Annotated in this window: 9 protein-coding genes; 4 read left to right on the top strand and 5 right to left on the bottom strand. The window is 46.5% G+C overall.

The genetic code is table 11. From position 1 onward, the window contains the following. The first annotated feature begins 251 nt into the window (after positions 1 to 251). From BMY78_RS04540 to BMY78_RS04525, 4 genes are all read left to right on the top strand, one after another. Positions 252 to 1,205, top strand: coding sequence for a tRNA modification radical SAM protein MnmL/YtqA (locus tag BMY78_RS04540; RefSeq protein WP_090895101.1), 954 nt, complete (start codon positions 252 to 254; stop codon positions 1,203 to 1,205). Between the two features lies 1 nt (position 1,206). Further along, positions 1,207 to 1,791 carry a tRNA 5-(aminomethyl)-2-thiouridylate-methyltransferase MnmM gene (locus BMY78_RS04535; RefSeq protein ID WP_090895099.1) on the top strand — a complete coding sequence of 195 codons (585 nt, stop codon included), beginning with the start codon at positions 1,207 to 1,209 and terminating at the stop codon, positions 1,789 to 1,791. Positions 1,792 to 1,980: 189 nt separating this feature from the next. Beyond that, complete coding sequence (locus tag BMY78_RS04530) at positions 1,981 to 2,958, top strand: type I phosphomannose isomerase catalytic subunit (protein ID WP_090895097.1); 978 nt, start codon at positions 1,981 to 1,983, stop codon at positions 2,956 to 2,958. Between the two features lie 79 nt (positions 2,959 to 3,037). After that, positions 3,038 to 4,015, top strand: coding sequence for an alpha/beta fold hydrolase (locus BMY78_RS04525; RefSeq protein WP_090895095.1), 978 nt, complete (start codon positions 3,038 to 3,040; stop codon positions 4,013 to 4,015). 127 nt (positions 4,016 to 4,142) lie between these two features. Here the strand turns inward: BMY78_RS04525 and odhB are convergent, their stop codons facing one another. The 5 genes from odhB to BMY78_RS04500 all read right to left on the bottom strand — a co-directional run bounded on the left by odhB (position 4,143) and on the right by BMY78_RS04500 (position 14,775). Beyond that, positions 4,143 to 5,420 carry a 2-oxoglutarate dehydrogenase complex dihydrolipoyllysine-residue succinyltransferase gene (odhB, locus tag BMY78_RS04520; RefSeq protein ID WP_090895093.1) on the bottom strand — a complete coding sequence of 426 codons (1,278 nt, stop codon included), beginning with the start codon at positions 5,418 to 5,420 and terminating at the stop codon, positions 4,143 to 4,145. Between the two features lie 5 nt (positions 5,421 to 5,425). Beyond that, entirely contained in the window at positions 5,426 to 8,299 is a 2,874-nt protein-coding gene (locus BMY78_RS04515; RefSeq protein WP_090895091.1) for a 2-oxoglutarate dehydrogenase E1 component, read from the bottom strand. 677 nt (positions 8,300 to 8,976) lie between these two features. Further along, positions 8,977 to 12,459, bottom strand: coding sequence for a DUF5704 domain-containing protein (locus BMY78_RS04510; protein WP_256221956.1), 3,483 nt, complete (start codon positions 12,457 to 12,459; stop codon positions 8,977 to 8,979). Between the two features lie 212 nt (positions 12,460 to 12,671). Beyond that, positions 12,672 to 13,946 carry an S-layer homology domain-containing protein gene (locus BMY78_RS04505; protein WP_090895087.1) on the bottom strand — a complete coding sequence of 425 codons (1,275 nt, stop codon included), beginning with the start codon at positions 13,944 to 13,946 and terminating at the stop codon, positions 12,672 to 12,674. A 367-nt stretch (positions 13,947 to 14,313) separates the two neighbouring features. Beyond that, positions 14,314 to 14,775, bottom strand: a complete 462-nt coding sequence (locus BMY78_RS04500; RefSeq protein WP_090895085.1) for an NUDIX domain-containing protein — start codon at positions 14,773 to 14,775, stop codon at positions 14,314 to 14,316. Positions 14,776 to 14,789: the final 14 nt, after the last annotated feature.

The following is a 14,789-nucleotide window of genomic DNA, read 5'->3' as shown; positions in this document are numbered from 1 at the left end:
TATGGTCCATGACGTCAACATTAATTCAAATGCTATGATGAATAGTACCCATTAGATGGTGTCTGACGCTGGTTTAAATATAACATAATGTGTAAACTATAGCAAGGATAAAACCTCGTTTCTACGGCCTATTTTTGCGACTAGATTCCCCTTTTTTTGAGTTTTTTGATACAATGGTAAAAGTTCAAAAAGAGTCGAATTCCGTAATATAACAAGCAAGCCATTAGGTTAGCCAAAGGAGTACCCTGAAGATGAATGCACCTTCAATACAACCTCCTCTTCTGTGGGGAGATAAACGATTCCATACCTGGAATTATGAAATGAGAGACGAATTTAACAATAAGGTTTTCAAAGTGATGCTGGATGCGGGTTTCACCTGCCCGAACCGAGATGGATCTATCGCCAAAGGGGGCTGTACATTTTGCAGCGCTCGGGGATCGGGTGATTTCGCCGGTAGCAGACGGGATGATCTGGTCACCCAGTTTAATACCATTCGGGATAAACAGCATCTGAAATGGCCTACAGCCCACTACATTGGCTATTTCCAAGCCTATACCAACACATACGCGCCGGTTGAAGAACTGCGTGAATACTTTGAAGAAATTTTGAAGCAGCCCGGTGTCGTGGGTCTTTCCATTGCCACTCGCCCTGACTGTTTACCAGATGACGTCGTTGATTACTTGGCTGAATTGAATGAACGCACTTATCTATGGGTTGAAATGGGTCTGCAAACCATTCACGAGTCCACGTCAATCCTAATTAACCGTGCGCATGATACGCAGTGTTATGAGGAAGCCGTCGCGAAGCTGCGTAAACGGAATATTCGGGTGTGTACACATATTATTTACGGACTGCCTCAGGAAACCCATGAAATGATGCTGGATACCGGACGGGCTGTTGCCAACATGGATGTGCAGGGGATCAAAATTCATCTGCTTCATCTGATGCGCAAAACGCCGATGGTGAAACAGTATGAAGCCGGGCTTCTTCGTTTCCTGGAACAGGACGAGTACATTAAACTGATCGTCGATACGCTGGAGATGCTGCCACCCGAAATGATTGTGCACCGCCTTACAGGGGATGCACCACGTGATTTGCTGATCGGACCGATGTGGTCCATGAACAAATGGGAAGTGTTGAATTCTATTGATCGTGAACTGCGTGAGCGGGATTCCTGGCAGGGTAAATACTGGAGGGGTGCTTAGGATGGGCTTTCTTTCAGTTTTAAGTTGTGCCCATCAATGGATTTCTTCCCGTTTACAGCCTGGAGATTTAGCTATCGACGCAACGGTAGGAACGGGGGCAGACACTCTGTTTCTGGCACAAAAAGTTGGTAAACGTGGTCAAGTCATTGGTTTCGATATTCAGAGCGAGGCACTTACCCTGGCACAAGCCCGTATTCGCAAACAAGAGGACAGCGCCAAATTGGGCTCCATCTCCATGCTTCAATTAAGCCATGATCGAATGGCTGAGGCCGTTCCTGAAACATGGCAGGGTAACGTCGGTGCTGTAATGTTTAACCTGGGGTACCTGCCTTCGGAAGGTGCGGACTCCACTATAATTACGGAAACAGACAGTACCATTGCTGCGCTCCAGGCTGCACTGGCATTGCTCAAGCCGCGCGGCATTATTACCATTGTGCTGTATCCGGGTCATGATGGAGGATCACAGGAAGCGGATGCGGTTCTTGAGTGGTCCTCTGCTCTGTCTGTAGAGCAGGCACAAGTGGTAATCTATCGCCAATTGCAGCGTGAGACCTCCCCTTTTCTGATTGGCATCGAGAAAAAATAATTTCCTTTGTCCAACAAATGCAATAAACTAGACACAATCGCAACAAAGTACTCTTTGGGTTCAATTTATGCGATTTGTGTTCTACATAAAGACGTGCAACCGTATTCACTTTCTCACATTCATGTCAGCTACCTGGTCATGATTGATTAAAGCGATCCACCATTTCATATACTAGAGGAGAGATTAGGAATGCCTACACCATACCCACTGCAATTCCAACCAGAGTTCAAAGAACGTGTATGGGGAGGTCGCGCGCTGGAACAATTCGGCCTGACGCCACCTGAAGGACATATAGGAGAAGGCTGGATGATTGCGGATCATCCCAACGGTACAACCAAGGTATTGAATGGAGCACTTGCTGGAAAAGGACTGGACGAAGTTCGTGAACAGCTGGGCACAGCATGGCTTGGAACCAAAGGCGTTTCGGAAAAGGGCGGACGATTCCCCCTTCTGATCAAACTGCTTGATTGTAACGATGATCTGTCCGTACAAGTTCACCCAACAGATGATTACGAAGCGCTCCCTCCCGGCGAGCTTGGCAAAACGGAAATGTGGTATGTGCTGGATGCCAAACCAGGAGCACATATCATCTACGGCTTGAATGAAGGCGTTGATCGTGAAGTGCTGAAGGAAGCGCTGGAAAATGGTACGGTCATGGATACCCTTCGTCAAGTACCTGTAGTGGCTGGAGATACATTCTTTATCCCTGCGGGAACGGTACACGCTCTATGTGCAGGTGTCGTTGTGGCTGAGATTCAGCAAAACTCGGATACAACCTACCGAATTTACGATTATAACCGCCCAGGCCTGGATGGTAAACCACGTGAGCTGCATGTTGAGGATTCATTGAATGTAACGGCTTATGAGGGTGCTGGCGCCACAACGATGAACACCAACAATGCAACTCCAGGTGAGTGGCTGAAGCTTGCGGAATGCCCATACTTTGTAGTGGAAAAAGGGATTGTTACCGGACGTTGGGAGCTCTCTACAAGTGCGGATAGCTTCACTATTCTTGTGGTCTGTGAAGGTAGCGGAACGCTGGAGTGGGATAACGCGGAATCGGATAAGATTGAACTAAAAGCTGGACAATGTTACCTACTGCCTGCCAACCTGGGCTCCTATACGCTGGATGGTAACACTACTGTTCTTCGCTCTTATTTGCCTTAATCCAATAACCAATGATCTATTCAAGTGATTCACAGCTTATATGGCTCTAATGTGACCTGAGAAGGAGGATTTACACGAGATGCAGGAATCTACCTTTAGCCTGGTTGGCAATGAAGGTACCCGTATTCATGTGTACCGCTGGCTTCCCGATCCGGAGTGCAACATCAAAGGTGTGGTCCAGATTGCACATGGCATGAGCGAGACTGCTGCCCGATATGCTGAATTTGCCCAACATCTCACCACGCACGGCTACGCGGTCTACGCGAATGACCATCGTGGTCATGGTAAAACGGTAGAAAACCCGAATTTATTGGGCAATGCCGGCGTCGATGCTTTCCGCTGGATGGCGAGTGACATGATGAATCTGGGCGAAGTTGCCGCCAAAGAAAACCCTGATGTGCCCCTCTTTCTGATGGGGCATAGCATGGGGTCGTTTCTGGTACAGCATCTAATGTATGCTGGCCACGAGCGTTACCATGCATTTATTTTGTCCGGCACCAATGGCAAACGTGGTCTTCTTCGGATTGGAGAGAAACTGGCTTTCTTGCAGTGTGGCATTCAGGGGACGGGTCATCCAAGTATGCTGCTCAACGCGCTCGTATTTGGCGGGTTCAACCGTTCTTTCCGACCGGCAACTACGCCGTTTGATTGGCTGTCTCGGGACCCCGAAGAGGTCAAGCGATTTATCGATGACCCTTTGTGTGGAGCCATCTGCTCCGCAGGTTTTTTCCGTGACTTTTTCAAACTGCTGTTGGAGATTCACTTGCCACGCAACATGAAACGTATTCCCAAGGATAAATCTGTATATCTGTTCTCGGGTGAACAAGATCCGGTGGGACTTCATGGCAAAGGAGTGCTTAACCTGGTCTCGCAATATCGGGAGCTTCAGCTTGAGGATATCGAATACCGCCTCTATCCGGGGGGACGCCACGAAATGCTGCATGAGACGAATCGGACTGAGGTTGCAGGGCATGTCGTGGAGTGGCTGGAGAGGCATACACCCGACTACAGTGCATATCATTCCAAAGCACATGCAGAAACAGCCGATTCCATATAATGCGACATAAATTACTTATACAATGACGAAAGCCCCTGAACGGGTGCACAGCATACACTGTGCTCCGTGTTCAGGGGCTTTCTTTTTTTTATTTATAAGATGGCAATTTAATGTTAAACGTTATGGATTACCCTTCGATCAGCAAAGACTCTGGATCTTCAAGCAATTCTTTCACCGTTACGAGGAAACGTACGGCTTCGCTACCATCGATGATACGGTGATCGTATGACAGAGCGATATACATCATCGGACGGTTCTCCATCCGCTCTGCATCAATCGCTACTGGACGAAGCTGGATTTTGTGCATACCCAGAATACCTACTTGAGGTGTATTCAATATTGGTGTGGACAACAGGGAGCCAAACGTTCCGCCATTGGTAATGGTGAAGGTTCCTCCTTGCAGATCAGACAAGGCCAGCGTGTTGGAACGCGCTTTGGATGCCAGATCAGCAATGCTTTTCTCGATCTCAGCGAAGCCAAGACGATCTGCATCACGTACAACCGGTACGACAAGACCTTCTTTGGCAGATACCGCAATACCGATATCATAGTACTTTTTGAGAACTACATCTTCGCCATCAATTTCCGCGTTAATGGTTGGGAACTTTTTCAGTGCGCCTACAACCGCTTTGGTGAAGAAGGACATGAAGCCGAGATTAATTTCATGTTTCTCTTTGAACTTGTCCTTACGACGTTTACGAACATCCATGATTGCCGTCATATCTACTTCGTTAAACGTAGTCAACATCGCTGCAGTCTGCTGTGCTTCTACCAGGCGTTTTGCAATGGTAGCACGACGGCGGGACATACGTTGACGCTCTACTGGTTTGGTATAGGTGGAACCACCTGCTGCCGGCGCACTAGGTGCTGCTGCGGGAGCTTTAGCAGGAGGCGCTGTAGGAGCGGCAGCCTGAGTGTTGTGAGTTTTCACATCATCCTGATAAACACGGCCAATCGGATCTTTGCTCTGTACCTGATCCAGCTCAATACCACGTTCACGTGCAAGTTTACGAGCAGATGGTGAAGCTGTCTTCGAACTGCTATCCGAAGATTCCGGTGCTGCAGCAATGGGTGCCGGTGGCGGAGTTGGAGCTTCCGGTGCAGGAGCAACTGCTTGTTTCTGCTCCGTCGCTGCTGGTTGGGAAGCGGGCGCGCCGCTTCCTCCCCCAGTTCCTGCCGAGAGTGTTCCAATCGTTTCACCGATTTCAACAGTCTCGCCTTCCTGGCGAACAATTTTCTCAAGAACACCGCTCTCTTCAGCACTGATCTCAATATTCACTTTATCCGTTTCCAGTTCCAGAAGAACATCACCCTGATTAACGGTGTCGCCTTCTTTGACCAGCCATCTGGATACAGTTCCTTCCGTTATCGACTCACCCATTGCAGGTACTTTAATTTCACTCACAGCTGTTACCTCCCCAGTGGAATATTATTCTTCGTCGTTTGCTTCAATGCGGATGTAATGATCTGTTGCTGCTCCATGCCATGCACAAGTTGATAACCGCTGGAAGGACTCGCATGTTCCGGGCGACCTTCGTATTTAACGGTTATTCCTTCTGGCGCGATTTCACGAAGACGAGGCTCCATGTATGTCCAGGCACCCATGTTTTTGTTTTCTTCCTGTACCCACACCAGCTCTTTCAGCTTGCTGAAACGTGCAAGCACACGCTTGATTTCTTCCGCCGGGAACGGATACAGCTGTTCGACACGAATAATGTGAAGCCAAGACCAATCTGCTTTATCCTTCTCAAAAGCATCTTCCAGATCGATGGCGATTTTACCACTGCATAAGATGATACGCTCTACGCGATCCGGTTTCGTGCCCAATCCTGCTTGCTCCAGCACAGGCTCAAACTTGCCTTCGCTGAACTCTGTTGCAGGTGAAGCGACGCGAGGATTACGAATGAGACTTTTCGGCGACATCATAACGAGCGGACGAGCATCTTCTGTTTCAGTCAATGAAGCCTGACGACGCAGCAGATGGAAATATTGCGATGCACTTGTCAAGTTCGCAACGGTCATATTGTCTTCTGCACAAAGCTGCAGGAAACGTTCCAGACGAGCACTTGTATGCTCAGGTCCCTGACCTTCGTTCGCATGCGGAAGCAGCATAACCAGACTGGATTTTTGTGACCATTTGGCACGGCCGGCAGATACGAACTGGTCAAAAATAACCTGTGCACAGTTGGCAAAATCTCCGAATTGAGCTTCCCAGATTACAAGCGTATCTGGAGAGTAGACGTTATAGCCGTATTCGAAACCAACAACCGACTCCTCAGATAATGGACTGTTGTAGATTGCAAAGGATGCTCTTGCCTGTGGCAGATGATGCAGCGGGCAGAATTTCGCACCATTCTCGGAGTCATGCAACACCAGATTCCGATGGGCAAACGTTGCACGCTCTGCATCCTGCCCGCTGATCCGGATCGGTTTGCCATCCGCAAGAATAGTAGCAAACGCAAGCGTCTCTGCAAGACTCCAGTCTACCTTCTCACCTTCGTTCAGAGATGTGCTTCTGCGCTGCAAAATGCGCTGTAACTTCGGATACACATTAAAATTCTCTGGCCATTTCAGCAAGTCTGCATTAATTGCCCGCAGATTTTCCAATGGTACCGCTGTTGGAATAATCGAAACGGCTTCAGGCTCATTAATTTGACGTTGGTAATATTCATGTACTTCATTGTTCTTCATCTGCTCGTATGCTTCTTTTAAGCGGTTCGTCACAGCCTCACGAATGCTGTTGATGGAAGCATCGTCGATTACCGATTCCTCTTTCAGATGATCCTGGTACAAGTGGCTAACCGTTGGATGAGCTTTTACTTTGTCATACACCGTCGGCTGAGTTGTTTCCGGATCATCCGTTTCGTTATGACCATAACGACGGTAACCAATCAGGTCAATCAGGAAGTCCTTTTTGAACAGGTTACGATATTCTGCTGCCATACGAATAGCTGCGATACATGCATCCGGATTGTCTGCATTGACATGCACAATCGGAATTTCATATCCTTTGGCAAGGTCACTCGCATAATACGTTGAGCGTGAATCACCGCTGTCTGTAGTGAATCCAAGACGGTTGTTCACGATAATATGAATTGTTCCGCCATTTTGGTAACCAGGCAATGCTTTGAAATTGAGCGTTTCTGCTACAATTCCTTCCCCAGGGAAAGCCGCATCACCATGCATCAAGATGGTTGCCGCTTTGGTTACATCCTGCTTCGGATATCCCGGATCACGGCGGTCATCCTGTGCTGCACGTGCAAAGCCCTGTACAACCGGGTTTACATATTCCAGGTGACTCGGGTTATTGGCAAGTGTAAGACGCGCTTGTACTGTTTCGCCGTCTTTTACATAACGGTTTGCGCCCAGATGATATTTGACATCCCCCGTCCAACCGTAATTGATTCCTGTTGACCCTTCGGAAGGAACCAAATCCTTGTTCGGAGAATGATGAAATTCAGAGAAAATTTTGCTATACGGCTTGCCCAGTACATGAGCAAGTACGTTCAACCGACCACGGTGAGCCATCCCCATCAGAATATGACTAGAACCAGCGTGTGCCATAATTCGGACTGCTTCATCCAGCATAGGGACTAACACATCGTTACCTTCAATGGAAAAACGTTTTTGCCCAACAAATGTTTTGTGGAGGAAATCTTCAAATTGCTCCACTTCTACCAAACGTTCCAGCAAAGCTTTACGCTCCTCTGGATTAAGCGGTGCCGGCGAAGTACGAGATTCTGCACGGCGGTTCAGCCACTCCCGCTCATGAACTTCATGCACATGGCTGAATTCATAAGCGATAGGACCCGTATATATTTGCCGCAGGCGCTGGATGGCATCCAATCCTGTTACCGTCTGTCCATCTGCACCTTCCCAGATCAGGGAAGCTGGCAGAGCTTTCAAATCTTCTTCATTCAATTCAAAATGCTTCGGTTCAAGCAAAGAAGTATCTGAATCTTCACTGATTCCTAGAGGATCAATGTCGGCCGCAAGGTGACCATAGGTACGAATATTCATTACCAGTTTCCCTGCTGTAACCGCTTTCTGTAATAGTTGAATATCCACGCTTCCGGAAGCCTTTTGGGCATTGCCAGAATACGAGGCTGTGTGTGCATCCCTGCCAGACATCGGCGGTGCACCCCATTGTTCAAATAATTCCCGATAAGCCGGTGTAACTGCACCCGGGTCTTGGGAGTATAATTCATATTGTTCCTGTACGTATCCCATATTCGGGCCATAGTAACTTTCCCAGGGTTTCTTGTTGCCTTCCTCGATCGTCATCGACGTTCCCTCCGTCTTGATTTAGTCATAAGTTTTTGACGGAAATCATTGACTAAGCCGTAATTTGCGTTCGTTCAACATTTTAAGCTAAATTTTTCATGAAGTCCAATAATCGTGCTGTTGGTGGTAGTAACGTTGTTCCGACGCTCCCGTCAAGGTTTGTCTGCGTTTTCAAAATCATAGTAAACTGATGATTGTATATACCGTCGCACAGATGTCGAATACTGTCCTGATCCGTTCGAGGGTTACACCTTCCTCAACTTTTCCAAGTGAAGTCCGTGTTCTAATATCTATTCTATAAACTTTTACGCTCAGGAGCATTTCCTATTTTTAGTTCAATTGATGCATAAATTAGATGAATCGAATAATTGGAACATTTCCAACCCACAAATGTGCTCTGATTGTATGGCGTTATGTTGTTAATCGCTTGTCCTAAGATGGCTTCTACATACTTTCAGTTTTCTCCCGATTTTTAGCCTCCTTATTTAGAATTGTGGTCCATATTGTGCAAAAACAAACCGTCAAGATAAATATTAACCATTTGGCTTGGTATTCAACAAAAAAATGGGTGTTTCTTGCAATTCAATGTTATACACCAAAAGCCGCCTGTAATGCGTAAAAGCATCCGGGCGGCTTCTTTTTGAATTGGTTTATTTAGGCTGACAGTCTTTTTATTTTTAATGTGGCACCTGAGACTGGAAATCGCTCCGGCTGGACTGATCTGCGTGGTAAAAGACCACATCGCCATCCTTCAAAGGCCAAGTTCGGCCTTGACTGTTTACTGGGCTAATGTTGAAACCTTCCATCTGCCACTGATTCATCAGTGGAGCATAAATGTATTGCAGGTGTGGAGCTTCTGTATTCCCATCTCGAAGTGTCTCGATATTAAAGTTGACCACGATATATCCGTCCTTCAGAAATACAGAAGCCTTTTCATCCAGTTGATTTTTTCTTGCGAGCGATTCAAGATTGGTTCCCTTTGGCACGGTGTATACATCCGCAGGCAGGCTGTATTCTCCGTACCAACGCTGGATCGCCGCATTCGCTCGGTCTACACTCACACCCGAAGGAATGTCTGTCTTGGGTCCAATCAGTGTACGAATGGAAGCGGGCAGAATCATCCAATCATAGCGGCCTACCCACGTTTTCTGGTGAGAGGTTTGATCTACAAGCGTAACCATATAATCAGCGAGCGAACTCTGATTGCGTTCATCGGCAGTCAGTTCATACGTATACTGATAACGCGCCGTATCCCCCAATTCCGTACCGGGTACGTTACGCAACCTCGAGTTCAGGACAACAAACCTTTTCTCCAAATCCTGCGCCGATCCTATCCGAATAAGTCGCTCTTGACCGCGGTGGTAGTATAGATCAACCTCTTGTCTGGAAGAGCCGTCTTTGCTCACAAAGTAGAATGTTGGAGTAATTCGAACACCATCCTGTTTGCCAAACATATTGCCTTTTGTTTTCAGGTCAAACTTGATATGGTAACCCGTTTTCACCGCAATATTACTGAAACCCTGCACTGGATGACTGCCTGGGCGAACAGGTAACACGAATGGTGCCAGATTCCCTCGCGGATCACCATCAATACTGTTAAGTCCTGTCCAGTAGCTCACTCCTGTCGGTTCCGAACTCCCAAGCTGCTTGCGGAACACGTTCTCCCAATTATAATCAGCGATATCCGTAACGTGAAAATCATACAATCGCCCAATAACCTCCACCGGAACCGTATCTGCCGCAACATGATGGGTCAGATTCGTGTTGGCATCCTGCTGTTCGGTGAATGTCGAAGGAGCATTTTCTGCAATATTGCGAAATTCAATTCGGTAATGTCCTTCATCCACCCATACTGGAAGATAGAAAACGGTATCCAGTTGATTGACCGGAATGTCCACCCAGGTCTTGGCTGGAATAAACTGACTCCTATCGGCGTTATAGACGTCAAAGGGGAAACGAATCTGCTTGATACGAAAATACTTGGCATAGTCCCTATTGCCATAACCCGGGTAACTGTTTGCGTCCAGATGCTGCCCTGCGGTAGGGATGCGCACGATAAACGGTCGTTCCAGAATAAGTGCCGAACTGGTCGGATCAGGTACTGTTTTCTGATTATGCGGCTGATCATCAGACACGGAGGCGTAGTTAACAACAGGCGTGTGCACCGTGACAGAATTGATGCCTTGAATAGAAAACTTCTGATCCTGACCTCCTTTAATGTTGCCAGGAATCAAGCCATATGCGATCTCTCCTGTTGTCGGTTGATCCGCCTTGTTGACCAGTGTATTTTGAATAGTTAAACGATTCTGGTACAGCACGTTGTCGCCGAACATACCAGGCTGAGGGATAGTCCCAGGTCGCGGAGCAGTCTTATCCATCGGAGCAGGATCCATCACAGTGGTACCGTTAAACACTACCTTGTCATTATTTACAGTATTCTCTTTGACCTCGGCCTCTGCTTTGGATTGGAATAATGACGTCTCCTCAGGTGTAGGCGGCTCGCTGTCACCGCCTGGCTTTGTCTCAGTGCCAAGGTCGATTGCCTTGCAAGGTGCTGGTTTCACATGTGCGGTAACGGCATCATCATTAGCCGATTGTAAGGTCGGCGGTGTATATCCGTTTGGAGTCAGCGTTACTGTACCACCGTAGCCACCAAGTGCATAATTGGATATCGTAGCTTGATTGAGCTGATAGACTTCCAAATTATCAATCTGCCAAAAACTATATTGCCGGATAACCTGCATTGGTTTTTCCACAGGAACGTCTAGCTCCTTAGGTTGTGCAGGTGTGCCTGGATCATTCGGTCCTGTCGAGGCTCTGCCCGGAATCGTCCACGTTTTGTGATAATTCTTTTTTACGTTGACCGTATAAGTGACTGTACCCGTCATGTTCACCCAACGGTGCTGGAACAAGTATCCTTTAGCCATGACATTTGCATAGAGATCTTCAGAAGTCGGGATGCCTCGAGTGACATCAAACTTCTCAGATCCCCGATCATCAGCCTTAAGCACGCCCCGCACGGAGGGGTCCATGGCAGCCGATTCGATCAACGTTCCTTTATTAGGGGGACTGATGGTCACGGGGCAACCCACAACACCGCCGTTACCTGGATCAGTTCCCCCGTCTCCTCCGTTGCCTGTGCAATCCTTTACATCTAACACCTGCGTTCCTTGCTCATCCAACTGCTGGGCAGTGTCCACAAATCGCGCAGTGATAGTGGTGCTGCCGACAATACCTTTAATCGTCATTTTCCCATCGGCACCTATGGTTGCTACCGCTTGATTGGAGCTTTGCCAGGTCAATTTGGGATGAGCGGTAAGCTCATGAACAGAAAGGTCTGACTTGGTCAGGATAGCTTTCGCTTGCAGCGGTGTAGCTGTGTCAGCTTTACAGGCGTTTGGCAGGTTCACAATGAGTCCTGGTTCGGACGTAACTGTAATGTCAGCCGTATCCGAGATGAGATATGTACCGTTGTTCCAGATTGCACGTACAAAAGCAGTACCCGGCTTTTCAGCCTTCACCATTCCGGTTTTGGGTTCAATACTTACAATACTCGGATCGGATGACCACCAGGTGGTCTCAGCCTCGCGTCGACTTACGTCGATGCCTTCACTAAATTGAGTAGCTCCATAGTTTTTCGTTTTAACTTTGGCTACCATCTGTTTAGTTTCTCCAACCGTTAGGGTGGAATCTGGGGTTACGTCAATTTCCTTTTCTTCTTCGAGATCCCCTTCCCAGATGATGTCCATTGGAGTGTAATAAACGACATTGTATTTTGGACATCCTTCCGTTGTCTCACCACCATTTAAAAAAGGTTTTTTTTCAGTCGGGGTATGGTAGCCTCCAGTAATTGTCCTTATTGCTACAATAGTAGACGGAAATGGAGGACTTGGGTCACCTACGCCAGTATAAGAATTTTGATCTGCTCTACCTTGATAGTCAACATCATGTATTCGAACATTTTTAATATTTGTTGCATCTACTTTGTTTCCATTGTAGTCAGGCCAACTTTCTGGAGGCCATTTACTGAAATCAACATTATCAGGTATTTCTTTAGCTTCAGGATATGGACTCGAACAACTTCCTACATTTCTCGCATAGGTCGGCCCTCCCGCATGTTCAGCTTTGAATCGCCCGTCATCGACTTGGTACCAGTACACTCCTGGTGTTCCTATAGTAGGTGTTGCTAAGACCGTGATTTTATAAGGATTTTTCATTGATTTTGGCCCATACTGATCAGTTGCTGCATTAATGATATTAAAGGGAAGAATGAAATTATCTAATAATTCACTAACACACACAGCTATCAAAATGAGACTAAGGAAACGTTTATTTATTTTGTTCATACATTTTGTTCACCACCCGAATCAAGCTATCTTTGAATTTTAAACGCTCCTTCTGTATCAGACTTCAAGAAATAGGACCAAGACTTATTTCTTAAAGTTGATGTAATCCAAAATTTTGTTTCAACACCCTTTTTAATCAGTTCACCGGAATTCATGGGTAACGTTGTAAAGCCATTCTGTTTTGCCAATTCCAAATCTAAGCGATTAAATTGTATAAGTGAATCGGAAAATCCCTTGTTAAATGTTAATAAATTTGATTCTTCTAAATTTGAAGTGAAAGAAACATCAGAAAATGTTTTATACGAACCAGGAACATAATTTTTCTCCAATAGTAATGAGCCATAAATACCTTTTGGTGTGCTCTTAGTGGTATCCACGACTATTAGTCGATGTATCTTCATTACACCAGATTTGTTAGTTAAGGTAATGTATCCTTTGGATAAGTCTGAAATATTAGCAGAACCCGAACTATACTTATAATTACTAATCGTCGTTAAATTCGTCCCTGTCGTGCCTACCTCACGCATTTCATTCAGATCACTGTACTTCCCTGCATCCGTACCTTCTACATCCATATAACGCAGCAAAATGGCAGACACTTCGGCTCGCGTTGTTGGATCAGCAGGCTTCAGGGAACCATCCTCAAATCCGCCGACAATGCCAGTGCCGCGAACAAGTGCAAGATAAGGAATTTGCTCTGCACGAATCGTTCCCCGATTCACTTCAGGGGTAGGTAGCAGTGTATTTTGGGTATCGTCAAAAGCATCCTGGAAACTGGTTCCCGATTTGATCAGTCCGTTTGCAATCCATTTCATCATCTCATAGCGTGTCAGCTCAGCATTGGGATTGAATCCTTTCGGATAATCATTAGCGTTAATAAAGCCTTGCCCAACCAACTGTGCCACAGCTGATTCAGACCAGTGTCCCTTGAGATCAGCAAAAGGATTCTCGCCTTGTACCTTTTCCAAGCTGGTTGCACGGCTGAGAAGTGTAGCATACTCACCACGGGTGATTTTGGCATTGGGGCGGAACGTACCGTCCTGGTAGCCGGAAATTAGATTTTTATCATAGGCTTTAACAATTGTAGCTTGCGCCCAATGCCCTTTGATATCTTTGAACTTCGTAAGTGCAGAAGCCGTAGTCCCCACTCCATTCGTGCTTGTAGCAGCATCCACAGTAGACACCAGACCGACGGTTCCAGTAGTCAGCAGCGTTCCTCCTATCAAAACCGTCGTCAACATACCGACTATCAACACATTCCTTTTTGATTTCCTACCGTTTAATCTCATCTGCTTCTTCAAATCTACTCACTCTCCTATGTACCTTAGTATGGGGCAAACTTCTGCTTCTTCAGCACTCGTACTACTCTTCAAGCCAAAACCTAAATTTGTCATAATCATCAATATTCTACCATGCAAATCTAGGCTATTGGTATTATTTTTCAGCCATCCCCATCACTACAAGGCATGCAACCTCCCCTTCCAAAGACCCAATTCACCCCTAAAAACACAAAAAAAGGCCACGAATCCGCAGATTCATAGCCTTATGCTTTAAGGTGTCAGTCCTATTCAATTGAAAAAAATGTAATCTATCTATCACAGAATAAACGATTCTGTTCCATTTGACCAGTCCTAAAATTAAACCAAAATAGGTTTCTATCAAAATTGTTCATTCAAAACTGTTACCTGACAACCCTAACACTCCACTATTTCTAATCATATACGCTGCAAATGGCGTCAACGATAACGCTCCGGCCTCTTCCATAGTAAACCATTGTGCGCCCAATGAATCTTCACCATCCGGTTCACTTTTGATCTCATAAGGCCGACTTTCGCTTGTCAAATATACATCGTACAGAATTCCAATATGGTGCAGCTCTTCCGGCTCGCCTTCGTAAACCCACACCAATACGTTTGATTCCGCAGAACGAATCACCAATTGTAGATTGGAAAGACCCGTCTCCTCCTCGATCTCACGGTGCAGGGCGGTCTCCGGTTGCTCACCAAACTCCAACCTTCCTCCAGGCAAATCCCATTTCCCCATATAGGCTCCTCTAGCCTTATGTATTAACAGGAATTTTTGCTCCCAAGTGACTAAACCGTATACCCCCATGTGTGTGTACCGATCCATTTAAAGGTTCTTCC

This window comes from Paenibacillus sp. OK076 (assembly GCF_900110055.1).
GTDB lineage: Bacteria > Bacillota > Bacilli > Paenibacillales > Paenibacillaceae > Paenibacillus.
The sequence above is the reverse complement of the archived record's forward strand: the minus strand, read 5'-3'. Positions and strand labels throughout refer to the sequence as shown.

What these genes read in the sequence shown, in the direction of transcription:
- BMY78_RS04530 (WP_090895097.1), top strand. Translation starts at nt 1,981, where the DNA reads ATGCCTACACCATACCCACTGCAATTCCAACCAGAGTTCAAAGAACGT.
- BMY78_RS04535 (WP_090895099.1), top strand. Translation starts at nt 1,207, where the DNA reads ATGGGCTTTCTTTCAGTTTTAAGTTGTGCCCATCAATGGATTTCTTCC.
- BMY78_RS04500 (WP_090895085.1), bottom strand. Translation starts at nt 14,775, where the DNA reads ATGGATCGGTACACACACATGGGGGTATACGGTTTAGTCACTTGGGAG.
- BMY78_RS04515 (WP_090895091.1), bottom strand. Translation starts at nt 8,299, where the DNA reads ATGACGATCGAGGAAGGCAACAAGAAACCCTGGGAAAGTTACTATGGC.
- BMY78_RS04540 (WP_090895101.1), top strand. Translation starts at nt 252, where the DNA reads ATGAATGCACCTTCAATACAACCTCCTCTTCTGTGGGGAGATAAACGA.
- BMY78_RS04525 (WP_090895095.1), top strand. Translation starts at nt 3,038, where the DNA reads ATGCAGGAATCTACCTTTAGCCTGGTTGGCAATGAAGGTACCCGTATT.